We start from the raw sequence: 23,982 nt of genomic DNA on the forward strand, positions 1-23,982 counted from the left end.
AGCCGGGGCTCGTTCACCCGATCAGGGCTTCGCGCGCGTCATCTCGAAGTCGGGCGGCAGGTGGAGCCAGGCGGTGGACTCGGCGTCCCAGCCGGTCAGGATCGCGGTGCCATGTGGAGTCGTGATCGGGACGTGCTGCGCCGTGAGGAGGCCCGGAACGGTCAGGTGCACGGCGTCGAGGTCTTCGGCGGCCCGGGTCCAGCAGACCCGGGCGCGCCGTTCGACGAGCGCGGGTAGCTCGTCGTCGATCACACCGTCGAGCCGGTCCGCGGAGTCGACGTCGCCGAACAACTCCCGCAGGATCAGGCACAACTCGATGAACACCGGGCTCCTGCCCCTGTCGATCACGTGATCAGTCACGGTCGACGACCAAGGTCACCGCGCCCGGTCGCGTCACCGGCATCACCGGCATCATCGGCGTCATCGCGGTTCGCGGGCGAGGGCGTGCGGGCGGGAAGTGGTCAGGGGCGGTGGGATCTCGCCCGAACCGCGGTGGACGAGGGTGGCCGGGACGACGGCGTGCGTCGGCGGGGACTGCTCGCCGGTGATGCGGGCGAAGACGAGTTCGGCGGCTTTGCGACCGAGTGCGGGGACGTCCTGGCGCAGCACGGTGACGCCGGGTTCGAGCATGTCGGCCAGGGGGAAGTCGTCGAAGCCGATCAGCGCGACCCGGTGGTGCAGGTCGCGGGCGCGCAGGGTGCGCATGGCGCCGACGGTGACGAGGTTCTGGGCGGTGAACAGGGCGGTCGGTGGTTCGTCGAGGTCGAACAGGGCCGCGGTGGCGGTCGCCGCGGCGTCGGGGCCGTGCAGGTCGGTGCGGACGAGTTCCTCGTGCAGCGTCAGGCCGGTGTGGGCGAGCCCTTCCAGGTAGCCGGTGTAGCGCTCCTGGCTGGTCCAGAGCGTCTGGCGGTCGCCGAGGAAGGCGACGCGCCGGTGACCGAGGCCCGCCAGGTGGAGCACGGCCTGGCGGGAGCTGTCGCGGTTGGTGGTGGTGACGCTGTCGGTGCCGTCGAACGTGGGCGGGCGGTCGACCAGCACCATGGGTGTGCCGCGTTCGCGTTCCTGCTGAAGGGCGTCCTGGTGGCCGCCGACGGCCATCACGACCATGCCGTCGACGCGGCGGGTGGCCAGGGAGGTGAGCAGTTCGCGCTGGAGGTCCGGGTCGTCCTCGCTGCTGCCCGCCAGCACCAGCACGCCGTTCTGCCGGGCCAGGTCCTCGACCGCGCGCAGGAGCGCGGCGTCGAACGGGTTGGACAGGTCCTCCAGCAGCACGCCGATGGTGGCGCTGCGCCGGTCGGAGCGGCGCAGGCTGCTGGCGGTCAGGTTGGGTCGGTAGCCCAGGGTGCGCGCGGCGGCGCGGACCCGTTCGACGACCTCGGGACCCGCGCCGGGCAGGTCGTTGATCACCCGCGACACCGTCTTCGTGCTGACCTGGGCGAGTGCGGCGACATCGCGCATGGTCGGCTCGCGCCGTGGCCCCCGTGAGTCCATTGAGCTCTGCTCCATCCTGGGTAACGCTTGCGTAACGGCAGCTTGTCGTGACCTGGACCACGAAGCTAGCGTCAACGATGACTTAACGAAAGCCCCACTTCCCGAAGACAGCCTTGTCGGCTTGACGGTGCGGGGCTATCTGCTGCTATTCGCGTAACAGGCAACCAGACCGGGACCTCATCGTCTTCGGCGGCCGGTTACGTCAACGTTGACGTTGGAGGAGACATGACCGGACGGTCGCGCACGGGCGCCAGGCTCACGGCCCTGGTGTCGGCGGCACTGCTGGCACTGGCCACCGGATGCGGCGACGGCGGCGACGCGGCCGGCGACGGCACGCTCGTGGGGCTGGTGACCAAGACCGACACCAACCCGTTCTTCGTGAAGATGAAGGAGGGCGCGCAGGCCGCCGCGGGCTCCACCGGCACGCGGGTGCAGTCGTTCGCGGGCAAGCAGGACGGTGACAACCAGTCCCAGGTGGACGCGATCGAGAACCTGATCGGCGCGGGCGCCAAGGGCATCCTGATCACGCCCAACGACTCGAAGGCGATCGTGCCGTCGGTGGACAAGGCGCGGCAGGCCGGCCTGGTGGTGATCGCGCTGGACACGCAGCTGGAACCGGCCGACGCGGCGGACGCGACCTTCGCCACGGACAACTACCGGGCCGGGCTGCTGATCGGGCAGTGGGCCAAGGCGAAGTTCGAGGCCGAGGGCAAGCAGGCGAAGATCGCGCTGCTGGACCTCAACCCCAACCAGGTGTCCGTGGACGTGCAGCGCGACCAGGGCTTCCTGGAGGGCTTCGGCGTCGACGTGGAGGACAAGGCGAAGATCGGCGACGAGAGCGACCCGCGCGTCGTGGGCCACGACGTCACCGACGGCGCGCCGGAAGGTGGCCGCACGGCGATGGAGAACCTGCTCCAGAAGGACCCCGGCATCAACCTCGTCTACACGATCAACGAGCCCGCGGCGGCCGGCGCGTACGAGGCGCTGAAGGCGGCGGGCAAGGAGAAGGACGTCACCATCGTCTCCGTCGACGGCGGATGTCCCGGCGTGCAGAACGTCAAGTCGGGGATCATCGGCGCGACCTCGCAGCAGTACCCGCTGAAGATGGCCCAGCTCGGCGTGGAGGCGATCGCGAAGTTCGCCCAGGACGGCACCAAGCCGCAGAACACCGCCGGCAAGGACTTCGTGGACACCGGCGTCACCCTGATCACCGACCAGCCCGCGACCGGGGTCGAGTCGAAGGACTCCGCCTGGGGCCTGCAGAACTGCTGGGGCTGAGCATGTCGACGACGTTGTCCACGAGCCGCTCACCCGGCGGCAGCCCTCTCGGCGAGGACGCCAAGCGCTCGCCGCTGGCCCGGCTGCAACACCTGCTGCACTCGCAGGCCACCATCGGCCCGGCCGCGGTGCTGCTGGTCGCCGTCATCGTGTTCGCCGTGCTGTCGCCCCGCTTCCTCACGCCGGGCAACATCTCCCTGGTCCTGCAACAGGTCGCGGTCATCGGCACGCTCGCCGTGGGCCAGACCATCGTCATCCTCACCGCCGGCATCGACCTGTCCTGCGGCGCGATCATGGTGCTGACGTCGATCGTGATGGCCAAGGTCGCCGCCGACACCGGGCTGCCGGGCCTGCCCGCGCTGCTGCTCGGCTTCGTCGTCGGCACGCTGTGCGGCCTGCTCAACGGGTTGCTGGTGACGCGGCTGAAGCTGCCGCCGTTCATCGTCACCCTCGGCACGCTCAACGTGTTCTTCGCGCTGAACCTCTGGTACTCCTCCAGCGCCACCATCCGCGGCGCCGACATGCCGTCGTTGCTGCTGTGGACCGGCCAGACCGTCAACCTGGGCGGCACGCGCGTCACCTACGGCTCGATCATGATGGTGGTGCTGGTCGCGGCGATGGCGTTCGCGCTGAAGAACACCGCGTGGGGTCGGCACGTCTACGCCACCGGCGACGACGTCGAAGCGTCCCGCCTGTCCGGCATCCGCACCGGCCGGGTGCTGCTGAGCGTGTACGCGACGGCTGGCCTGGTGTACGCGCTGGCGGCGTGGGTGCTGATCGGCCGGATCGCCTCGGCGAGCCCGCAGGCCGGGCAGCTGGACAACCTGGACTCGATCACCGCCGTGGTGATCGGCGGCACCAGCCTGTTCGGCGGGCGCGGCGCGATCGTCGGCTCGCTGATCGGGGCGTTGATCGTCGGCGTGTTCCGCAACGGGCTGGCGCTGGCCGGGGTGGACGTGCTGTGGCAGACCTTGGCCGTGGGCGTGCTGATCATCGTCGCGGTGTCGCTGGACCAGTGGATCCGGAAGGTGAAGCCATGACCACACCGGTGCTGCGGGCTCGTGGCCTGGTCAAGCGCTACGGTCGGGTCACCGCGCTGGCGGGCGCCGACCTGGAGCTGCTGCCGGGCGAGATCCTCGCCGTCATCGGCGACAACGGGGCGGGCAAGTCCAGCCTGATCAAGGCGCTGTCCGGGGCCGTGGTGCCGGACGAGGGCGAGATCCTGCTCGACGGTGAACCGGTGTCGTTCTCCTCGCCGATCGACGCGCGTGACGCCGGCATCGAGACGGTGCACCAGTCGTTGGCCGTGTCGCCGTCGTTGGACATCGCCGCCAACCTGTTCCTCGGCCGCGAGCGCCGCCGCAAGGGCGTGCTCGGCTCGGTGTTCCGGATGCTCGACCGCAACGGGATGCGCGAGGAGGCCCGGCGGCAGCTCGACGCGCTGGGCATCATGACGATCCAGAACCCCGGCCAGGCGGTGGAGACGCTGTCCGGCGGACAGCGCCAGGCCGTCGCCGTGGCCCGTGCCGCCGCGTTCGGCAGCCGCGTGGTCATCATGGACGAGCCCACCGCCGCGCTGGGCGTGCGCGAATCGCGCGCCGTGCTCGACCTGGTCCTCCAGGTCCGCGACCGCGGCCTGCCGGTCATCCTGATCAGCCACAACATGCCGCACGTGTTCGAGGTCGCCGACCGCATCCACATCCAACGCCTCGGCCGGCGCAAGGCCGTGGTCGACCCGAAGACCATCTCGATGTCCGACGCCGTCGCGATCATGACCGGGGCCGTGGAGCCGCCCGGACAAGCCGCCTGACGCCCCCGCCCCGCGCGACTCCCCCACCGGGCGCCGCGCGGGACGAGCACGCCTTCCCGGAGGTGTCATGAGCCGACGTCGCCTCGTCAGCCTCCTCACCGCTCGCGGTGGTGGAGCCCCTCCGGCTCCACCACCGCTCCCCCGGACAAGGACAAGACATGATCATCGTTGGTGGCGAGGCCCTCATCGACCTCGTGCCCGACCGCGCCGGCGGTTACCGCCCCATCCCGGGTGGCAGCCCGGCCAACACCGCCGTCGGCCTCGGCCGCCTCGGCACGCAGACCGCGCTGCTGGCACGCCTGGCGGAGGACCGCCTCGGCGCGGTGCTGCGCGCCCACCTCGAAACCTCCAACGTCGACCTCCGCTACGCCGTCGGCTCGACCGCGCCGACCACGCTCGCCGTGGTGGACGTGGACCAGGACGGCGTGGCCGACTACTCGTTCTACATCGACGGCTGCGCCGACGGCGGCTGGCAGGTGACCGACCTGCCGCCCGCCCTGCCACCGGACGCGGCGCTGCACGTGGGCGGTTCCTTCGCCCTCGCGGTCGAGCCGATGGCCGCCACGTTCGAAACCCTGCTCTCCCGCGAGCACCCGCACCGCGTCATCACCCTCGACCCCAACGTCCGGCCGATCCTCATCACCGACCCCGCCGCCGCGCGCGCCCGGCTGCGGCGCTGGCTCGGCATGGTCGACGTGGTCAAGGTCAGCGCCGACGACCTGCGGTGGATCGCGCCCGACCGCCCCCTCGCCGACGTCGTGTCGGAGTGGCACGAGCTGGGGCCGGCCCTCGTCGTCGTCACCCGCGGCGCGGAGGGCGTGCACGCCTCCGGACCCACCGGTCACCTCGACCTCCCCGCCCTCCCGGTCGACGTGACCGACACCGTCGGCGCCGGAGACGCCTTCATGGCCGGCCTGCTGGCCGCCTTCGACCGCCACGACCTGCTCACCCGTACCAACTTGACGACCCTGACCCACGCCGAACTCGCCGACACCCTCGCCTACGCCCAACGCGTCGCGGCCATCACCTGCACCCGTGCCGGCGCCGACTCCCCGTGGTTCGACGAACTGCTCTCCGACGAGGTCCGCTCCGCGACCTGACGATCGATCGGTCGGGCGCACCGTCACACGTTGTCCCAGACGGTCGAGTAGTCGGTGGCGGGCGGGAAGTCGGTGGCGGGCGGGAAGTCGCCTGGTTCGCGCCAGGTCCCGGTGCTGAGGAACCGGGTGATCGTCTCCTCCCACGGACCGGTGACGATGCTGTTCTTGACGTACCAGTCCGGGTTGTAATAAGTCTTCGGGTACCGGTCGCCGCTGTCGCAGAGCACGGTCGCCACCGACCCCGTGCGCCGATCGAGGAGCATCTCCGCGATGATCTTCAACGTGGCGAGGAAGTGGGTACCCGAGGACGCGCCGGGCTTCGGGAAGCCCGGCGTCGCGGCCAGGACCTTCATCGCCGCCAGCGACCCGGCGTCGGGCACCTGCATCATGCGGTCGACGGTGTCGAAGACGAACGACGGTTCGATCCTCGGCCTGCCGATGCCCTCGATCCTGGACCCCTTGCCGGTCATGGTCCGGTCGCCGTCGCGCCAGCCGCAGAAGGACGCGGAGCCCTCGGGGTCGGGCATGCAGAGCAGTGTCGCCCGGTTGGTCGCCCTGGCGTAGCGGGAGAACACCGCCGCCGTCCCGCCGGTGCCGCCGCCCATGACGAACCAGCTCGGCTCGGGGTGGACCTGCCTGAAGACCTCCGCGGCCATCCCGCCGGCCCGCCAGTCGTACGCGCGCTCGGCGTTGGTGAACTGGTTCAGGTAGTGGCCGTTGTTCTTCCGGGCGATGGCCTCGGCCTCCTGGTAGATCATCCCCGGCGCCACCTTCTTGACCGAACCTCCCCACGCCTCGATGGCCTCGATCTTGTCCGGACTGGTCGCCTCGGGCACGACCGCGATGAACCGAAGGCACAGCTTCCTCGCGTACCAGGCCTCCGAGATCGCCGTCGAGCCGCTCGACGCCTCCACCACGACGGGTCTCCCGCCGTTCGACGGGGCCTTGATCCAGCCGTTCGCCAGCGCGTCGACGTACAGCGCCTCGGCCAACCGGTGCTTGTGGCTGCCCGACGGCTGCTCGGCCTCGACCTTGAACGACAGCGTGATACCCCACGCGGCGGGTAGCGGGTAGTGGATGACCCGGGTCAGGTGCGGGTGCAGCGACGGGTCCTCGCGCAGGCTGCGCAGCCGGGAGCGCGTTCCCTCGGCGTCCGTCGACCGGAAGCGGTCCAGGTCGTCCAGCCCGCCGGAGGAGGCGCACTCGGGCGCGACCGCTGTGTCGTTCGGGTTCATCGCCGCTCCGCGTTCTCTTTGTGCGTCTCACCATTCAGCAAGGCGGCCGGCCGTCGCGCCAGCAGGTCCACCTGAACGAATTACCGCCGGTGTGGTTGCGGGAACGGTCGACCTTCGACCCGGAAGGATGAACCACGGCACCGTTTCCCGCTCCTCGAAGCGGACAGGTCCTACGTTGCCCGGATGAATGAACACGGACGAGTGGACGGCGCCGTCCGCGTGATGCCGTCCGGCGTCGCGGCGGGACCGGGCTCGGCCGCGTTGGCGGCGGCGGTCGACGAGATCGTGTGGTACGACCGGTCCGCGTTCGTCACCGCCGCGTGCGGGCCGGCGATCCCGGGGCTGACGCACCGCCCGCGACCCCGCCACGGCGCCGGCCCCGTCGCCGGGCACGATGTCCGCGGTGGTGCGGGACGGCGGGTGTCGGTCACGTTCGCCCCGGAGGACGACGGCGCCGCGCGTCCGTGGGAGCACGACCCGTCCGCGCGGTTGCTCGCGCCGCCCCGGGCGGTGGCCGACTGGGCCGCGGACAAGGTCAACGCCGTGTCGATCTTCCGCGACGCCGGCGTGCGCACTCCGCCGTCGGTGGTGCTCCCGGCCGGCGCGACGACCGTTCCCGACGAGGTGTCCGACTGGCTGCGGGACGGTCCGGTGGTCCTGCAACGGCCCGCCAACAACCTCATCGGCCGCGGCACCAGGCTGTGCGCGGACGGGGAGTTGGCCGAGGCGTCGGCCGCCTGGTCGGGTGAACCGCTGAAGGTCTCGCGCCACGTGCCGGGGTTGCCGATCACGGTGTCCGGGTGCGTCGGCCGCGACGTGACGGTGGTGTCGGGGGTCTCGCACCAGCTGGTCGGGCTCGCCGAGCTCGGGGCCGGCTGGGGCACCCACTGCGGCAACCAACTGCTCGGTGACGGCGACGTGCCGGGAGAGGCGCTGGCGGCGTGCCACGCGGTGGGCGAACGTTTGCGCGCACGCGGGTTCCGGGGTGTGTTCGGCATCGACGCGGTGCTCGACCGGGAGGGCCGCGTGTGGGCCGTCGAGATCAACCCCCGGTTCCAGACCGTCGTGTCGCTGGTGCACGCGGCCGAGGTGGGGCGAGGGCTGCTGCCGTTGCTGGGCGTGCACGTCCTGGCGGACCTCGTGCCGCTCGCCCCGGTGCTCGCCGCGGCCGGCCGCGACTCGCCCGCTCCACCGTTCAGCCAGCTCGTGGTGCACTTCACCGACGCCGGTCGGGCCCGGGACCTGCCGGAGAGCGGGTGCTACCGGATGGTGGCACCCGGGACCGCCCGCCGCGTGGCCGACCGCGCGTTGTCGCGGTTGGGCCCCGACGCGGCGCTGGTGTGGGCGCACGCCGCCGAGGGAGACCCGGTCGAACCGGGTGACGAGGCGGTGCTCGTGCAGTTCGGGCACCGGGTGGCCACCGTCGAGCACCCACCCCGCCTCACCCCCGACGCCCGGGCGTGGCTCGAAGTGCTGCGCCCCGCCACACATCACCCGTTCGCGGGACGTGACCGGTGATCGGCCGGGTCGACGCCGGCGAGCTGCGCCGGCTCGCCCACGCGGTGGCCGACCTGGTGGTGGACCACCACCTCGGGTTGACGACGTCGTCACCGGGCCGCCGGGCCCGACCGGAAGACCTGGCGTGGCTCGACGAACCGGCGCCGCGCGGCCCGACACCCGCCGACGTGGTGCTGCCCCTGGTCGCCGACGGGATCCTGCCCCACCTGCTCAAGGCCGACCACCCGCGCAGCTTCGCCGGCGTCCCCGGCCCGGCGGACCCGGTGGCCGCCCTCGCCGACGCGGTGGCGACGGGGCTGAACCTCACCACGGTCAACTGGTCGCTGGCCGCCGGTCCCACCCAGGTGGAACTGGTCACCGCCGGGTGGCTGGCCACGGCGTTGGGCCTGCCACCCGGCAGCGGGGGCGTGTTCACCTCCGGCGGCTCCGTCGCCAACCTGACCGCCATCGCGGTGGCCCGCGACCGGCTCGGCCCGCCGCCCCACGACCGCGCCCCGGTCGTCTACCACGGCGACCAGGCCCACCCGAGCGTCGGCCGTGCCCTGCGCGTGCTGGGCTTCGCACCCGACCAGACCAGGGTGCTGCCCGGCGAGGACGACCGCCTCGTGCCCGACGCCGTGCGCGCCGCGGTGACCGCCGACCGCGCCGCCGGACGCCGACCGCTGATGGTGATCGCCACCGCGGGCACCACCAACACCGGCACCGTCGACCCCTTGGCCGAACTGGCGCGGGTCTGCCGGGACGAGGGGCTCTGGTTCCACGTCGACGGCGCGTTCGGCGCCGCCGCGGCCTTCGGATCGGCGGAGAACCCGTGGCTGGCCGGACTGTCCGAAGCGGACTCGATCACCGTCGACCCGCACAAGTGGATGTTCCAGCCCTTCGGCCTGGGCTGCCTGCTGCTGCGCGATCCCGGCGCGTCGGCGAGGACCTTCCACCTGGGCTCCGACTACCTCGCGGCGATGCACGACCCCGGGCAGTCCCGGGACCTGGGCGCCAACGGCATCGAGTACACCCGTCCCTTCCGGGCGTTCAGGTTGTGGTTCAGCATCAAGGTGCACGGCCTGGACGCGGTGCGCGACGCCGTCGACCGCGGGCTGGCCCTCGCCTCCCACCTGGCCGCCGAGGTGCGCGGTCGGCCGGACTTCGAACTGCTCACCGGACCCCGGCTGGCGGTGGTGTGCTTCACCCACCGCGCCGCCGGGCACGACGCACGGGTCCACCGGCGGATCAGCGACCGGCTCCTCGACCTGACCCCCGGCTCCCTGCTGCTGCCCACCCGGATCGCCGGCCGGCCCTGCTTCCGCGCCTGCACCACCAACCCCCGCACCACCGAGCAGGACCTCGACACGCTGCTCGACCAGATCGGACGACTCGCCGTCACCGAGTCGGAACGGCACAACGGGCCATCGGCCCTTCCGGAGGAAGAATGACGCACACGCGCAGGACGACGACCACGGCACTGCTCGTCCTACTGCTCTCGGTGATCACGGCGTCCGGAGCCCGGGCGCAGCCGGTTCCCGGCGCGGTCGGAGCGCTGACGACCTGCGTCGGGACCAACACCGTCCACTTCGACCCCGGCCTGCGGCTGCTGCCGCGCCAGGTCGGGATCTCCGGCAGCGGCGCCTACACCTGCGCCTCCACCGACCCCACCATCACCTCCGGGACCTCGGTCGTCACCGGATCGGGGACGTTGGGGTGCCTGACCTCCGACGGGAGCACCACGGAGGTCATCACCTGGAACACCGGCGAGCGGAGCAGGCTCGCCTACACCGCCGCCCTCATCGTGCAACCCGGCGGCGAAGCGGTCGTCGTCGTCATCGGCGTCGTCGAGTCCGGCAAGTTCGCGGGCAGCCGGATCGCCTCTCCCGGCGCGCAGGTCACGCTCGACCCGCTGCGCTGCCTCGGCGACACCGGCGTGGAACTGATCACCGGACCGTCCACCCTGGTCGTCGGCTGACCTCCGCACGGCCACCGGCCACCGGATGACGGAGCCGGATCCCTTGATCACCGCCGGCCGGCACGCCACAGTGTGCGGACGAGGCGCGAGCCCACGCGGGAGGACCTGGAACCATGACCATGCCGATGTCCGACGACCACCCGCTCGGCCCACCCCCGGACGAGCGGTCGTGGGTCCGCGTCGCCACCGAACTGGCCACCGGTTTCGCCGCCACCACCGACGAGTTCGACCGGACCGCGCACCTGCCGGTCGAGAACCTGCGGGCGCTGCACGCCAGCGGCCTCGACCAGGCCACCCTGCCGAGGGAGTCGGGCGGGCAGTCGCTGAGCTACCGCACCGTCGGCGTCGTCCTGCGGGTCCTCGCTGCCGCCGACCCGTCCACCGCCTGCCTGTGGCTCATGCACATCGGCGCCGCCGAGGGCCTCGTGCGCCACTCCACCCCCGACCTCGCCCGGTACTACGCCGACGAGCTCATCGCGGGACGCCGCTTCGCCAACGCCCTGTCCGAGCCCTCGGGCGGCAACCAGTTCCTCTCACCCCAGCAGGTCGCCGAGCCCGTCGCCGGCGGGTACCGGCTCACCGGCGCGAAGCGGTTCGTGTCCGGCTGCGAGATCGCCGACCACTTCCTCGTCAACGCGCTCGTGGACGGCCAGCCCACCCTGTTCGGGCTCGAACCCGACCACACCGTGACCTTCGAGCCCCAGGACACCCTGGGCCTGCGCGCCACCCGCAGCCACCTGGTCGGGCTCAACGGCACCGTGCTCCGCGCCGACCGGCGGTGCCCGCCCTCACCCGTGCCCAAGCCCAACCACATCGCCGCGGGCCTGGCCTGGCTCTCGCTCGGCATCGCCGACACCGCCCTGGACACCCTCGTCCGCTACGCGCGCACCCGGACCCTGCCCTCCACCGGCCAACCCCTGGCCGCCGAGCAGCACCTCCGGTTCGACGTCGCCGACGCCGTGCTCCGACTCGACGCCGCCGCCCTGGTCGCCCACAACAGCGCCTGGCTGGCCGACCAGGACTCCCCCCACTTCCTGCCCTCCGCGCTGCGCGCGAAACCCACCGCCAACCGCGTCGCCCGCGACATCGCGCAACTGTGCCTCCAAGTCGGCGGCGGCTCCGGCTTCGTCGCCACCTCGCCGATCCAGCGGATCTTCCGCGACGCGCAGACGGGGTGGCTGATGGCCCACTCCGTGGAGTTCTGCCTGAACCACATCGGCGCCACCACCATGCTCGAACCGGAGGACCAGCCCTGAGCGGGCACTCCACGCGGAGGCAGTCCATGGCCGATCCACCCACCGGCGTCGCACCGCGGACTTCCACTCTCGTGGTCGACGACGGCACCGCGATCACCTACCACCGCTGGGCGCCGGACGCCGACGTCGAACCGCACCCCGTGCCGGTGGTGCTGCAGCACGGCTTCATCGCCGACACCCTGGTCGAGTGGGCCGGTCACGGCACGGTCGCGGCCCTCACCGCGGCCGGTCGCGGCGTCGTGGGCGTCGACGCACGCGGTCACGGCCTCTCGCAGAAGTCGCCCGACCCCGCGCGCTACGGCGAGCCCCGCATGGCGCGTGACCTGCGCGCGGTCATCGCGACCCTGGGCGTACCCACCGTCGACCTCGTCGGCTACTCGATGGGCGCGATCATCGCCCTGCTCACCGCCGCCGAGGAACCCGCCGTGCGCAACCTGGTCGTCGGCGGTGTCGGCGCGGGGGTCGTGGAGGTGGGCGGCGTCGACACGCGCGCGCTGCCCGACGACGTGCTCGCCGACGCGCTCCTCGCCGACGACCCGGGCCCCCTGCCGCCCGGGATCGCCGCCATGCGCGCGTTCGCCGAAGCGGTGGGGGCCGACCTGCCCTCCCTGGCCGCGCAGGCACGGTCCGCGCACCGGGACGGCGTCGACCTCGCCGCGATCACCGCCCGGACCCTGGTGGTCACCGGCGACGACGACCCGCTCGCCCGACGCCCCCACGTCCTCGCCGAGGCCATCACCGGCGCCCGGCTCCACGTGGTGGCGGGCGACCACGGCACGGCGGTCGGCAGTCCCGCCTTCCGAGCCGCCGTCGTCGACTTCCTGAGCGGCTGACGCGCCGTTCGCTGTTAACGCTAACGCGGGCCAGTTGACGCGCCGCCGCCCTTGTCGGCGACGAACCGGTTGCGCTACGGTGATTCTGGGAGCGCTCCCAATCGGGCTGCCCCGGCACGCGACGACCACGACGCACCCTGCTCGCAAGGAGGCGAAGCATGGCTCCACGTGCGCAGAAGTCAGCCAAGTCGCTCCCGATCCACCACAGACCCGGCTCGGTCCCCTCCGCGACCGCCGATCAGCTCAGCTGAGCACACCTCCGCTCGAACACTCCGGTGCAGGTCGACCGCCATCGACTCGGCATTGTTCCGCCGCACATCTTGTTAGCGATAACAAGGCGATTCGCCTTGCATCCCGCGAGAGGAACACCATGCGAGACCCCCTGGCGACGAGGAAGGACCCGGTCCACCGCTCACGACTCCGAGCGGTGTCGGTGGTGGTGCTGTCGGTCCTCGGTGCCGCCCTCCCGGCACCCGGCGCGTCGGCCGCGACGGTGGACACCACCGCCTCGTACGTGCTGGTCAACCGCACCAGCGGCAAGGCACTGGACGTGTACGGACGCGCCACCGCCGACGGCGCCCGGATCTCCCAGCGCACCCGCGACGACGGCGCCTGGCAGCAGTGGCAGTTCGTCGCCTCCGGCAACGGCTACTACCGCGTCAAGTCCAAGCACAGCAACAAAGTCCTGACCTTCCAGTCCACCGCCGACCGCGCCGGGCTGGTGCAGACCACCGACGCCGGCCGCACGAGCCAGCAGTTCCGGTTGGCCGACTCCGCCGACGGGCGCGTGCGGCTGCTCAACCGGGCCAGTGGCAAGGCCGTGAGCGTGCTGAACTCCTCCACCGCCGACGGCGCCCAGCTCGTCCAGCTGCCCGACGCCGACAGCGCCGCCCAGCAGTGGCACCTGGTCCGGCTCGGCGCCGACACCACGCCACCGACCACACCGGCCTACCCCCGCACCTCGAACCTGACGTGCACCGGGGTGACGTTCTCCTGGTCGGCGTCCACGGACGACGTCGCGGTGGTGTTCTACGACATCTACCACGACGGGCAGCTCATGACCTCGGTGCCGGGCACGGCGCGGTCCGCCGACCTGACCGTCGCGCCGGGCGCCACCTGGGGCCTGTACGTCAACGCCCGCGACGCCGCGGGCAACGTCTCCCAGGCCAGCTCCACCGTCACCATCACCGTGCCGCAGTGCCAGGCCGACACCGAGCCGCCCACCACCCCCGCCGACGTGACCGCCACCGCGTCGGGCACCACGGTCACGGTGCGCTGGACGCCGGCCACCGACAACATCGGGGTCACCGGCTACGAGGTGCTCCGCGACGGCGTCCAGGTCGGCTCGACCAGCGGCGCGGCCACGACCTCCTTCACCGACAGCGGCCTGGCCACGAACACCCGCTACACCTACCAGGTGCGGGCCCGCGACGCGCAGGCCAACCGCTCGGCCCCGAGCGCGGGCGTCGCGGTCACCACGGGCAGCTCGTGCGCCACGTCGCTGTGCTCGGTCACCAGGGTCACCACCGAGACCGACCTGCCCTGGGGCCTGACCACCCTGCCCGACGGGCAGGTGCTCTACGGTCGCCGCGACGCCTTCGAGATCGTCCGCCTCGACCCCGCCACCGGCGTGAAGACCGTCGTCGGGCGCGTGCCGGGCGCGGCCGGGACCGACGGCGAGGGAGGCGTGCTGGGCATCGCCGTGGCCGCCGACTTCACGGCCGACCCCTGGTTGTACGTCATGCACACCAGCTCCACCGACAACCGCGTGGTGCGCATCCGCTACACCGGCGGCGCGCTCACCGGCAGCCCGCAGGTGCTGCTCACCGGCATCCCGCGCAATAAGTACCACAACGGCGGCCGGCTGCGCTTCGGTCCCGACGGCAAGCTCTACATCGCCACCGGCGACGGCCAGAACGGCGAGTGGGCCCAGGACCGCGCCAACCTCGCCGGCAAGGTCCTGCGCATCGACCGCGACGGCGCCGTCCCCTCGGACAACCCCTTCGGCACGCCGGTGTGGAGCTACGGCCACCGCAACCCGCAGGGCCTGGCCTTCGACTCCCAGGGCCGGTTGTGGGAGCAGGAGTTCGGCAACTCCGTCATGGACGAGACCAACCTGATCGTCCGCGGCGGCAACTACGGCTGGCCCCGCTGCGAGGGCACCACCGGCAGCTGCGACGAACCCGGCTTCGTCGCGCCGAAGCGCACCTACCCCGTCGCCGACGCCTCGTGCAGCGGCATCGCCGTGGTCCGCGACGCCCTCTACATCGCCTGCCTGCGCGGCGCGCGGCTGTACCGGGCCGAGATCTCCGGCGACGGCCTGACCAACGTCGAGCAGCACCTCACCGGCGTCCACGGGCGGCTGCGCACCGTGGAACCGTCCGCCGACGGCGGCCTCTGGCTGACCACCAGCACCCGCGGCGACAAGGACAGCATCGTGAACAACAGCAACGAAAGCATCCTGAAAGTCCAACTCGGACGGTGAATGGCGTCGCCGGGCCGGGGCGGTCGTCCCGGCCCGGCGGCACGCCTTCCCCGACCACGAAGGGAGTCGCCATGACTCACCGCAGGACAACCCGACACCGCCGCACGCGGACGCTCACGGCGGTGGTGATCGCCATCGCCGGCGCCGTGGCGCCGGGCACGACCGGCGCTTCCGCCGCCGTGGCGACAGCCGCACCGTGCACACCCGGAGCGACCTACGGCCCGCCGTTACCGGCGCAGTCGGTGTCGGCCCAGCTCGTCCGGGGAGGGTTCAACTTCCTCGAAGGCCCGACGTGGGACCAGCGGACGGGCACCTTGCTGCTGTCGCACATGCAGAACGCCAGTGGTCCGCAGGGCGTGCAGCCGTCGTCCGTGCTCCGGCACACGCCACCGGCCACCTTCGAGACGTTCATCGCCGACTCCGGCAGCAACGGCCTCGCGGTCACGCCCGACGGCACGCGCCTGCTCGCCGCCACCCACGACAACCGCGGTCTCTCCTCCTACAGCCTGACCGACCGCAGCCGCACCACCGTCGCGGCCGACTACCTCGGCCGCGCGTTCAACTCGCCCAACGACGTGACCATCGGCCAGGACGGCACCACCTACTTCACCGACCCGAACTTCCAGCGCGGCAACCGCGCCGACGAGCAAGGCGGTCGAACCGGTGTCTTCCGCGTGCGCGACGGCGTGGTCGGGCTCGTCGACGACTCCCTGCGGCAGCCCAACGGCATCGTCCTGTCGCCGGACGGCAGGACGCTCTACGTCGGGGCCACCAGCAGCAACGCGATCGTGAAGTACACCGTCCTCCCCGACGGCACGACCGCCAACCGCACGACGTTCGCGACCATGCGGACGCCCGACGGCGCGACGATCGACTGCGCGGGCAACGTGTACTGGGCCTCCTACGACGAAGGGCTCGTGCACGTCTTCTCCCCGTCGGGCGCACGGCTGGGCACCATCTCCGCCGGTCGCAACACCACCAACGCCGCGTTCGGCGGGCCGGACGGGCGGACCCTGTACATCACCTCCGGCACCTACGGCGGCGGGTTCGGTCTCTACCAGACCCGCCTCAACGTGCCGGGCAACCCGTACTGAGCGAAATCCCCGCGGCCCTGCCGCCGGCGTCGTGCCCGGCGCCGGCGGCAGCAGCCGCTAAGCGGGGCCCACCGGGGCGGCCTGGCTCCGGAAGCGCGCCGCCAGCTCGGCGTTGACTTCCACGTGGCGGAGCAGGAATGCCCGCTCGTCCAGTCGCTTGCGCCGCAGCCAACCGGTGACCTCGGTGTTGCACTTGCTCGCGTTGCACGACCCGCAGGCGGGCACGATGTTGTCGAGCGTGTAGCGCCCTCCGCGCGACAGCGCCTGCACGCAGTCCTTCTGGAGGGGCACGCCGGCGGCCCCGCAGTAGGCGCAGCCGCCCCAAGCCGCCTGGAGCGCGGTCCACTCCGCCGCGGAGAGGTCGTTCTCCACGCGCTCCATCCGGCGCTTCCGCTTGCGCGCGGCACGCACCTTCCTGCTGCCACCGATGGCCATGCGCGGACCTTACGCCCACCGGTCCCGTGCCGGACCACGACCCGGTTCAGTCTACACTGAAGTTATAGAGCGTGACATAAATTCACGTCCGGGGTTCGTCGACCGGCCCGGGAGGGAGGAGGGTGGAGGCATGAGCCACGTGCACGAGATCGCCGACATCCGGGTCGACCTGGCCCGCGGGGTCCCCGGCGAGGCCGGGGAGTACGCCCGCCTCAAGGTCTCCGCCATCGCCAAGTACTCCCCCGCCGACATCGGCTACGCCAAGGTGCGGCTGAGCACCGACGGACCCCGACTGCTCGTGGCGCACGCGTCGCTGGACGTCAACGGCACGCCGGTCAACGCCGACGCGACCGCGGCGACCTACCAGGAGGCCGTGGACCTGCTGCACGACAAGCTGCGGCACCAGCTCGCCGACATGGGCCGCTGACCCGTCGCGGCGCGGCGGTCAGGCCGTCGCGCCGCGGTGGCGCTGGTAGTGGCGGGCGGAGCGGGCGCGGTTGCCGCAGCCCGCCGAGCACCACTCCCGACGGGGGTGGTCCTTGAGGAAGTACAGGACGCAGGACGGCGCGAGGCAGGCGCGCAACTCGTGGCGGGTGTCCTCGCCGAAGAGCGCGACGGCGTCCTCGGCGATGGCGGAGACGGCGGCGGAGGCGGCCGTCCCGCCGGTGCGCGTGTGCCGCGAGGGTGCCCGACCGGGCGTCCAGGACAGCGCCGACCACCGGGGCGTGTCACCGGCGGCCCGGTTGAGCGCGGTCACGGCCGCTTCGAGGCCGCGGTCGGCGACGGCCGCCGGGCGCGGGTCCCCGGTGACCTCGGCGGCCAGCCGGCGCAGCGCGTCGCGCAGGCCGATCAGCCGGTGGCCGAGGCGGTCGAGGTCGGCCGCGGTGAGCACGTCGAGGTCGCCGGGGGCCACCAGGTCCGTCCTGGCCGAGACGGCGCGCAGCCAGCCCTTGATGCCGTCGCGATCGCGCAGCGAGTCGTGCACGCCGTCCCGGTCGGCCCAGATGGTGTTCATCAACTCCACCGGGAGCGGCTCGCCCAGCAGCGGCGCGTCCGTGTCCATGCCGTGGAGGCTAGCGCACTTCTAACGGTTACCCACGTCTCTGTCCGTTGACAACGGGTGCGGAAGCGTGCCATGGTCATTCTAATGGTTACTGACGCACCCAAGCGTCAGAATCGGTTACCGGAGGAGCGCCGTCGGATGACCGGTCCCACCCACGCCGCACGCACCGGCACCACGGGTTTCCACGAGGGCGAGCTGGCCGTGCAACGCCTGGCGGGCGTTTCCGCGGACGCCGCGCGGCTCTCGGGCATGGCGGCCCCCGGCCGGCTGGGCCTCGGCGCGGCACGGTTCCTGGCGCAACGGTCCTTCGCCGCGATCACCGCGCGCGACGCCGCCGGCGCGCTGTGGCTCTCCCCGCTCACCGGCCCGCCGGGATTCCTGCACGCCGACTCCCCGACCACCCTCGCCGTGCGGACGCGACCCGCCGAGGGCGACCCGCTGCGCGACCTGCCGGCGGACCAGCCGGTGGGGCTGATCGCGGTCGAGTTCGCCGCCCGCCGACGCCTGCGCGTCAACGGCGACCTGTCCGCCGCCGGGGACGACGGGCTGCGCGTCGAGGTGGAGCAGGCGTTCGGCAACTGCCCCCAGTACATCCAGGCCCGGCACCTGCGCGGCGCACCCGTCGCGTCCCGGGGGGCCACGCCGGTCCGACGCGGGACGGACCTCACGCCGGACGACGTCGACCTGATCCGCCGGTCCGACACCTTCCTGCTCGGCACCACCCACCCCGACCGCGGCAACGACGCCTCGCACCGCGGCGGCGCGCCCGGGTTCGTCCGCGTCGAGGACGGGCGGCTGTGGTTCCCCGACTACTCGGGCAACAACATGTTCACCACCCTGGGCAACCTCCGGTCCGACCCCGACGCCGCCCTGCTGTTCTTCGACTTCGCCACCGGCCGCACCCTGCACCTGTCCGGCCGGGCCGAGGTGGAGTGGACCCGCCCGGGCGTCCCCGGCGACGACGACCGCACCGGCCGCCGGGTCCACTTCACCCCCCGGCAGGTGCGCGCCGGCCACCTGCTGCCGCTGCGGGCCGACTCCGTGGCCCCCGCGCCCGACAACCCGCCGCTCACCGCACCGTGGAGGACAGCCCCGTGACCGACGCACGTCCGCCGTTCCCGCCCTTCGACCTCGACGCCGCCCTGGCCAAGGTCCAGGCCGCCGAAGACGCCTGGAACACCCGCGACCCGCACCGCGTCGCCCTCGCGTACACGGAGGACTCCGCCTGGCGCAACCGCGACGTCTTCGTCACCGGTCGCGACGGGATCGTGGGGTTCCTGACCGCCAAGTGGGAGCGCGAGCTCGACTACGTCCTGCGCAAGAGCTTGTGGGGCTTCCGGGAGAACCGCGTCGCCGTCCGCTTCCAGTACGAGTGGCACGACGTGGAGGCCGGTGGTTCCGCTCCTACGGCAACGAGCTGTGGGAGTTCGCCGACAACGGCCTGATGCGCCGCCGCGAGGCGAGCATCAACGACCTGCGCATCGACGAAGCCGACCGCCGCTACTCCGGCCCGCGCCCCGAGGACGAGCGGGGCCCCGGCCACGACATCCCGCTCGCCTGAGCCGCACCGTCCACATGGGTGGGTGACAGGGCGGCACGGTGGGGTGAACGGCGCTTCGCCCGGTGGCGCGGTGGTTCGCGGCGGAGGTAGGCACGAGTGGTGCGGCAGAGCGCGTGGCCGCCGTGGACGTGTTGTCTCCGTGAGGATGGGCGATGTCTGCACCGACGATGAACCACCAGGCCACCGGGTACGACCCCCGCCAGGCGTACTGCATGGCGAAGGCCGCCGAACTGGCCTATGAGGACCGGGACGGGATCGAGGCCACCGCCGCGGAGTGGGGCTTCGACCGGGTGCGGCACCACCACTCGACGTTCGAGCCGCCGTTCGCGATCAGCGACACCCAGGCGTACACGATGGCGAGCCCGACGATGATCGTCACCGCCTTCCGCGGCACCGAACCGGTCCAGTTGCGGGACTGGCTGTCCGACACGACCACCCCGCCGTGGCCCGGACCGGCGAACACCGGCCTGGTCCACTACGGGTTCGCCGAGGCGTTGCGGGCCGTGTTCCCGTCCGTGCTCGCGGCCGTCGAGGAGCTGCGCGACGACGAGCAGACGGTGTGGTTCACCGGGCACAGCCTCGGCGGCGGCCTGGCGATGCTGGCCGCCGCGTGGCTGCACTTCGAGGAGCCCGCGCTGTCCGCGCAGGGCGTCTACACCTTCGGGCAGCCGCGAACGTGCAACAAGGCCTTGGCCGACGCCTACGACCGGGCGCTGGCCGGACGGACGTTCCGGGTGGTCAACAACAACGACGTCGTCGCGCAGGTCCCACCCGAGCCGGTGTTCCGCCACGTCGCCGCACTGCGCTACATCGACTCCGCCGGCAAGGTCCGCGAGTCCATGCCCGTGGTGTCCAACCTGCTCGACCGCGGCAAGGGGATGACCGCCGACCCCTTCGCCCCGGCCGCCGACGGGATGCGCGACCACCTCATGAAGGCGTACGTGGCCGCCCTGGAGAAGAACCTCCCCTGAGACCTCCGCACGCGTGCCCGCCGGTCCCGGCGCCGCCCGCGGCCGTGCCTTACAGTGACGGCCCGTGACCTTAGGTGATCAGATCGGCTTCGCGCTGGTCAGGGTGCACAACAGCGGAGGCGTCGTGGGGGCGGGGTTCCTCGTCGCGCCCACCTTGGTCGTCACGTGCGCCCACGTCGTCGCCGAGGACGCGACCGCCGAGGCGCCGCCCGCGGGGGACGTGCTGGTCGACTTCCCGCTGCTGACCGGCACCGGCCCGGTGGTCGCGTCGGTGGTCGGTTGGCAGCCGGTCAGGCCCGACGGGACGGGCGACGTCGCGGTGCTCGGCCTGCACCCGCCGCCGGGTGCGCGGCCCGTCCCGATGGCGCCCCGGTCGGCGGACGTCTGGGGCCACCGCGTGCGGGTGTGCGGGTTCCCCCGCGGGTTCGAGGACGGGCGGTGGCTGTCCGGCGTCCTGCGCGCGCGCCAGGGCACCGGGTGGCTCCAGGTCGAGGTGGACGGACCCGTGCGCGCGGGCTTCAGCGGCGCTCCCGTCTGGGACGAGGACGCGGCCGGCGTGGTCGGCATGCTGGTCGCCCGCGCCGGGGACGGCACGGCGTTCGTCGTGCCCGGTGGCGCGCTCGGCGAGTGGGACGACCACCTGCCCGCGCCGTTCCGGGGCCTGTCGGCGTTCGACGAGGTCGACGCGCCGTTCTTCCACGGCCGTGACGCCGACACCGCCCGCCTGCGCGCGCACGTGGCCGAGAAGGACCTGGTGCTGGTCGTGGGCCCGTCCGGCAGCGGCAAGTCCTCCCTGGTCCGGGCCGGGCTGCTGCCGGGCCTGCGCGCCGACGGCGTGCACGTCGAGGTCTGCAAGCGCCTGCCGGGCGACCTGCCGGACGGGCGCTCGCTGCTGTTCGTGGACCAGTTCGAGGAACTCGTCGACGAGGACCCGGGGCTCGCCCGCGACCTGCTGCGCCGGCTCACCGGGGTGCTGGCGGAGCCGGGCAGGCGGGCGGTGCTCACCGCGCGGTCCGACTCCCTGGACGGCCTGCTCACCGCCGGGTCGGCGCGGGCGCTGGAGCACGCGGTCATGCTCGTCGGACCGCTGGACGTCGAGGGCCTGCGCGCCGCCGTCACCCGTCCCGTCGACGCGGTCGGCGGGACGCGGTTCGAGGACGGCCTGGTCGAGCGGATCGTCGCCGACGCCGGGCGCGAGCCGGGGCGGCTGCCGCTGGTCGAGTTCGCCCTGACCGAGCTGTGGGAGCGGCGTCGGGGCGGGTGGCTCACCCACGGCTCCTACGACGCGATCGGCGGCGTCTCCGGAGCCCTGACCCGGTACGCGGACCGCGCGCTGTGGCTGCCGACGACCGGCGCGAAGCAGATCCTCACCCGGTTGGCCCGCCCGGACGGCGCGGGCGGGTTCGTGAAGACCAGGATCAAGGTGTCCGAGGTGGGCGACCCGAAGATCCTGGAGAGGTTGGCCGCCACCAGGTTGGTGGTGATCGGCGACGGTGTCGTCGAGCTGGCCCACCAGGCGCTGGTCGACCGCTGGGACCGGCTCCGCGGCTGGCTGGAGGCCGACCGCGAGTTCCTGGCCTGGCGCGCCGACCTCGACCAGCGGCTGACCCAGTGGGAGGACGCCGCGCGCGACCGCAGGAGCCTGCTCGGCGGCCTGGCCCTGGACCGCGCCCTGTCGTGGCGGGGCAAGCGCGCCCTCTCCGATGCCGAACGGGACTACATCGAGCGCAGCCGGGTCCGCTCTCGGCGCGAGACGTGGACGGGGCGGTCGCTCACCGCGGTCCTGGCGGTCATCGCCCTGCTCGCGGGCGTGTTCCTGGTGCGGTCGGAGGCGCAGCGCCACGAGTTGGACGAACGGGTGCGGTTGTCCGACGCGAGCCTGCTGGGCGAGGAGTCCCTGCGGTTGCGCGACTCCCAGGTGCCCACGGCGCTCCAACTCGCCCTGGCGGCGTGGCGCGAGCACCCGGCGGCGCGCAACGCGCACCGCGCCGTCCTCGCCCAGCGCCAGGCGTGGTGGTCGGCCGACCGCGTCCTGAAGCGCGCGGGCGGCCACCCGGCCGCGAGCGCGGACGGCGGCGTGCTGGGGCTGTGGGACGAGAAGCGGCGCAAGGTCACCGTCTGGTGGGACGACCGGTCCTGGGAGGTGCCGACCGACGACGTGGGTGCCCATGCGATCAGCCCCGACGGCGGGCTGCTCGCCCTGGCCGCGCACCGCTCCGAGGTGCTGCTGTGGAACCTCCGCGACCGCACCGGACCGGTGCCGCTGCCGCACCGCCCGGACGGGGGTGTCGAGCGCCTGCGCTTCGCCGCGGACGGCGGCAGCCTCACCGCGACGGCCCACCGGCGCCTGGTCGCCTGGGACGTCGCGTCGGCCGCCGTCGTCGCCGAGACGTCGTGGGGCGCTTGGGACGCGGTGCTCCTGCCGGACCGCGGCGCCTTCCTCGCCGAGCGGTTCGACGAGCACGACAACGGGGTGGAGTTCGACGTGGCGGTGCGCCGCGTGCTGGTGCGGGACCCGGCCGGCACGACGCTGCGGGACTTCGGGAAGGGCACCGTGATCGTCGGTCAGGGCGAGGCCGTCGCGGAGTGCGCGCCGGACGGGATCCGGCTGCACTCGCCCACGTCCGACGAGGTGCGCGCCGCGCCCGTGGGCGGGACGGGGTGCCGGCTGGGTTTGCTCACCATGGACGACGCGCGCGACACGACGCGGCGCTTCATCCGGCTCGGCGACGGCGAGCCGGACCGGCGCACCTACCTGCACTGGCCGTCCGGCCGCACCTACACCGTGCGCGGGCCGTTCGGGAAGCGGCCCGTGGTCGTGGGCGCGCTGACCCCGGACGGCGGGTTCACCGCGGAGGTCGTGCACGGCGACCACTCGGTCCGGCTGCGGGCGCCTCGGCCGGACCCGCCCGTCGGCGTCCTCGGCGAGGTCGGAGCCGTGGTCTACCACCCCGGCGACGGGCCGCACGCGGTGATCGCGATGGACGGGGTGCTGCGGTTCGTCGACGCGAGCGGCTCGCTCACGGGCGAACTGCCCCTGTCGAGGCGCCTGGGGCAGGTCGGGTTCTCCCGGGACGGCGGCTCGCTGCTGATCTCCTCGGACGACACCGTCAAGGTGCACGACACCGCCGACCTGCGGTTACGGCACACCATCCGGCCACCGGACCGGCGCGCGCCCGACCCCGGGCCGATGACGTTCGCCCAGGTGTCGGAGTACGAGGTGGCGGTCGGGTTCGACGCGACCATCACCCGGTGGCGGCTGGACACGGGCAGGCAGGTGGGCGTCCCGATCGCGCTCGGCGACAACGGGCAGCTCCACCCCCGTCCGGGACCGGACCACGTCGGCCAGGTCGTGGTGGAGGGCGGGGGCGGTCTGGAGGTGTGGGACACCACGACGGGCCGGGCGCTGGGGAAGCTCCCGGTGCCGGTCAGCGGCCTGCGCGCCGGCTTCGTCTTCGACGGGACGGGCAAGCGGATCGCCGCGCTCGAACCCGAGGGCGCGGGCGTCCAGGTGTGGGACCTGGAGCGCCGGGAGCAGGTGACGAGGTTCCCGGTGGTCGCGGAGGCCCTGCCGGCGTTCGTGGACGACACCCTGGTGGTCCAGACGCCGGACGGCGTCCAGGTGTGGCGCGGTGACGAGCTGGTCGCGGACGTCGAGCTGTCCGCCGGTGTCCGGCGCGGCGTCCACGTGAAGGACGGGGTGTTGCGCCACCTGGCGCGCCACGACCGGGGCGCGGGGCGCGGCGTGGACGCGCCGTGGTCGCTGCCGCTGGACCCCTGGGACGCGTTCGCCGCGCTGTGCCGACTCCAGTACCGGGGTTTCACCCCGGCCGAGCTGGAGATGCTGCCGGACCGCGTCGACCCGCGACCGCCCTGCCACTCGTAGCCCGAGGCG

General features: G+C 73.0%; 20 protein-coding genes and 1 pseudogene. 16 read left to right on the forward strand and 5 right to left on the reverse strand.

Annotation, left to right across the window (positions count from 1 at the left end; all coding sequences use genetic code 11):
- Positions 1-21: 21 nt before the first annotated feature.
- Both ACQPYE_RS28790 and ACQPYE_RS28795 read right to left on the reverse strand, forming a co-directional pair.
- Positions 22-324 (reverse strand): hypothetical protein, encoded by a 303-nt coding sequence (locus tag ACQPYE_RS28790; protein ID WP_498715822.1) that lies wholly within the window; start codon positions 322-324, stop codon positions 22-24.
- A gap of 96 nt (positions 325-420) precedes the next feature.
- Positions 421-1,491, reverse strand: a complete 1,071-nt coding sequence (locus ACQPYE_RS28795) for a LacI family DNA-binding transcriptional regulator (protein WP_498715824.1) — start codon at positions 1,489-1,491, stop codon at positions 421-423.
- 225 nt (positions 1,492-1,716) lie between these two features.
- Here ACQPYE_RS28795 and ACQPYE_RS28800 point away from each other — a divergent pair, with 225 nt between their 5' ends.
- The 4 genes from ACQPYE_RS28800 to ACQPYE_RS28815 all read left to right on the forward strand — a co-directional run bounded on the left by ACQPYE_RS28800 (position 1,717) and on the right by ACQPYE_RS28815 (position 5,679).
- Entirely contained in the window at positions 1,717-2,769 is a 1,053-nt protein-coding gene (locus tag ACQPYE_RS28800; protein WP_498715826.1) for a sugar ABC transporter substrate-binding protein, read from the forward strand.
- 2 nt (positions 2,770-2,771) lie between these two features.
- Entirely contained in the window at positions 2,772-3,809 is a 1,038-nt protein-coding gene (locus ACQPYE_RS28805) for an ABC transporter permease (protein ID WP_498715829.1), read from the forward strand.
- Complete coding sequence (locus ACQPYE_RS28810; RefSeq protein WP_498715832.1) at positions 3,806-4,579, forward strand: ATP-binding cassette domain-containing protein; 774 nt, start codon at positions 3,806-3,808, stop codon at positions 4,577-4,579. The genes ACQPYE_RS28805 and ACQPYE_RS28810 overlap by 4 nt, the downstream gene beginning before the upstream one ends.
- Positions 4,580-4,737: 158 nt before the next feature.
- Positions 4,738-5,679 (forward strand): carbohydrate kinase family protein, encoded by a 942-nt coding sequence (locus tag ACQPYE_RS28815; RefSeq protein WP_498715835.1) that lies wholly within the window; start codon positions 4,738-4,740, stop codon positions 5,677-5,679.
- A gap of 23 nt (positions 5,680-5,702) precedes the next feature.
- On the opposite strand, the gene ACQPYE_RS28820 is transcribed toward ACQPYE_RS28815, so the two are convergent.
- Positions 5,703-6,914, reverse strand: coding sequence for a PLP-dependent cysteine synthase family protein (locus ACQPYE_RS28820; RefSeq protein WP_498715837.1), 1,212 nt, complete (start codon positions 6,912-6,914; stop codon positions 5,703-5,705).
- Between the two features lie 183 nt (positions 6,915-7,097).
- Between ACQPYE_RS28820 and ACQPYE_RS28825 the strand changes: the two genes are divergently transcribed.
- From ACQPYE_RS28825 to ACQPYE_RS28855, 7 genes are all read left to right on the forward strand, one after another.
- The gene (locus ACQPYE_RS28825) at positions 7,098-8,432 is read left to right on the forward strand and encodes an ATP-grasp domain-containing protein (protein ID WP_498715838.1); all 1,335 of its coding nucleotides are present in this window, start codon (positions 7,098-7,100) and stop codon (positions 8,430-8,432) included.
- Positions 8,429-9,862 carry a pyridoxal phosphate-dependent decarboxylase family protein gene (locus ACQPYE_RS28830; protein WP_498715839.1) on the forward strand — a complete coding sequence of 478 codons (1,434 nt, stop codon included), beginning with the start codon at positions 8,429-8,431 and terminating at the stop codon, positions 9,860-9,862. Before ACQPYE_RS28825 ends, ACQPYE_RS28830 begins: the two co-directional genes overlap by 4 nt.
- On the forward strand, positions 9,859-10,389 hold the full coding sequence (locus ACQPYE_RS28835; RefSeq protein WP_498715840.1) for a hypothetical protein: 531 nt from the start codon (positions 9,859-9,861) through the stop codon (positions 10,387-10,389). Before ACQPYE_RS28830 ends, ACQPYE_RS28835 begins: the two co-directional genes overlap by 4 nt.
- Positions 10,390-10,502: 113 nt before the next feature.
- A complete protein-coding gene (locus tag ACQPYE_RS28840; RefSeq protein ID WP_498715842.1) occupies positions 10,503-11,645 on the forward strand; it encodes an acyl-CoA dehydrogenase family protein in 1,143 nt (380 codons plus the stop codon).
- Positions 11,646-11,671: 26 nt separating this feature from the next.
- On the forward strand, positions 11,672-12,478 hold the full coding sequence (locus ACQPYE_RS28845; protein ID WP_498715843.1) for an alpha/beta fold hydrolase: 807 nt from the start codon (positions 11,672-11,674) through the stop codon (positions 12,476-12,478).
- 427 nt (positions 12,479-12,905) lie between these two features.
- Positions 12,906-14,963, forward strand: a complete 2,058-nt coding sequence (locus ACQPYE_RS28850; protein WP_498723006.1) for a PQQ-dependent sugar dehydrogenase — start codon at positions 12,906-12,908, stop codon at positions 14,961-14,963.
- 71 nt (positions 14,964-15,034) lie between these two features.
- Positions 15,035-16,057, forward strand: a complete 1,023-nt coding sequence (locus ACQPYE_RS28855; protein WP_498715844.1) for an SMP-30/gluconolactonase/LRE family protein — start codon at positions 15,035-15,037, stop codon at positions 16,055-16,057.
- Positions 16,058-16,114: 57 nt separating this feature from the next.
- Here the strand turns inward: ACQPYE_RS28855 and ACQPYE_RS28860 are convergent, their stop codons facing one another.
- Positions 16,115-16,492 carry an HNH endonuclease gene (locus ACQPYE_RS28860; RefSeq protein WP_498715845.1) on the reverse strand — a complete coding sequence of 126 codons (378 nt, stop codon included), beginning with the start codon at positions 16,490-16,492 and terminating at the stop codon, positions 16,115-16,117.
- A 130-nt stretch (positions 16,493-16,622) separates the two neighbouring features.
- Here ACQPYE_RS28860 and ACQPYE_RS28865 point away from each other — a divergent pair, with 130 nt between their 5' ends.
- Positions 16,623-16,919: an HPF/RaiA family ribosome-associated protein gene (locus ACQPYE_RS28865; protein WP_498715847.1), complete on the forward strand. Its 297-nt coding sequence runs from the start codon at positions 16,623-16,625 to the stop codon at positions 16,917-16,919.
- Positions 16,920-16,937: 18 nt separating this feature from the next.
- On the opposite strand, the gene ACQPYE_RS28870 is transcribed toward ACQPYE_RS28865, so the two are convergent.
- On the reverse strand, positions 16,938-17,555 hold the full coding sequence (locus ACQPYE_RS28870; protein WP_498715848.1) for a CGNR zinc finger domain-containing protein: 618 nt from the start codon (positions 17,553-17,555) through the stop codon (positions 16,938-16,940).
- 138 nt (positions 17,556-17,693) lie between these two features.
- On the opposite strand from ACQPYE_RS28870, the gene ACQPYE_RS28875 reads away from it, so the two are divergent.
- The 4 genes and pseudogenes from ACQPYE_RS28875 to ACQPYE_RS28890 all read left to right on the forward strand — a co-directional run bounded on the left by ACQPYE_RS28875 (position 17,694) and on the right by ACQPYE_RS28890 (position 23,973).
- Positions 17,694-18,653: a pyridoxamine 5'-phosphate oxidase family protein gene (locus ACQPYE_RS28875; protein ID WP_498715850.1), complete on the forward strand. Its 960-nt coding sequence runs from the start codon at positions 17,694-17,696 to the stop codon at positions 18,651-18,653.
- A pseudogene (locus ACQPYE_RS28880) lies at positions 18,650-19,116 on the forward strand (nuclear transport factor 2 family protein). The gene ACQPYE_RS28875 and the pseudogene ACQPYE_RS28880 overlap by 4 nt, the downstream one beginning before the upstream one ends.
- 152 nt (positions 19,117-19,268) lie before the next feature.
- Positions 19,269-20,087: a lipase family protein gene (locus ACQPYE_RS28885; RefSeq protein WP_498715851.1), complete on the forward strand. Its 819-nt coding sequence runs from the start codon at positions 19,269-19,271 to the stop codon at positions 20,085-20,087.
- Positions 20,088-20,151: 64 nt separating this feature from the next.
- Positions 20,152-23,973: an nSTAND1 domain-containing NTPase gene (locus tag ACQPYE_RS28890; RefSeq protein ID WP_498715853.1), complete on the forward strand. Its 3,822-nt coding sequence runs from the start codon at positions 20,152-20,154 to the stop codon at positions 23,971-23,973.
- Positions 23,974-23,982 lie beyond the last annotated feature (9 nt).

The organism is Actinosynnema sp. CA-299493 (genome assembly GCF_050946825.1).
Classification (GTDB): Bacteria; Actinomycetota; Actinomycetes; order Mycobacteriales; family Pseudonocardiaceae; genus Actinosynnema.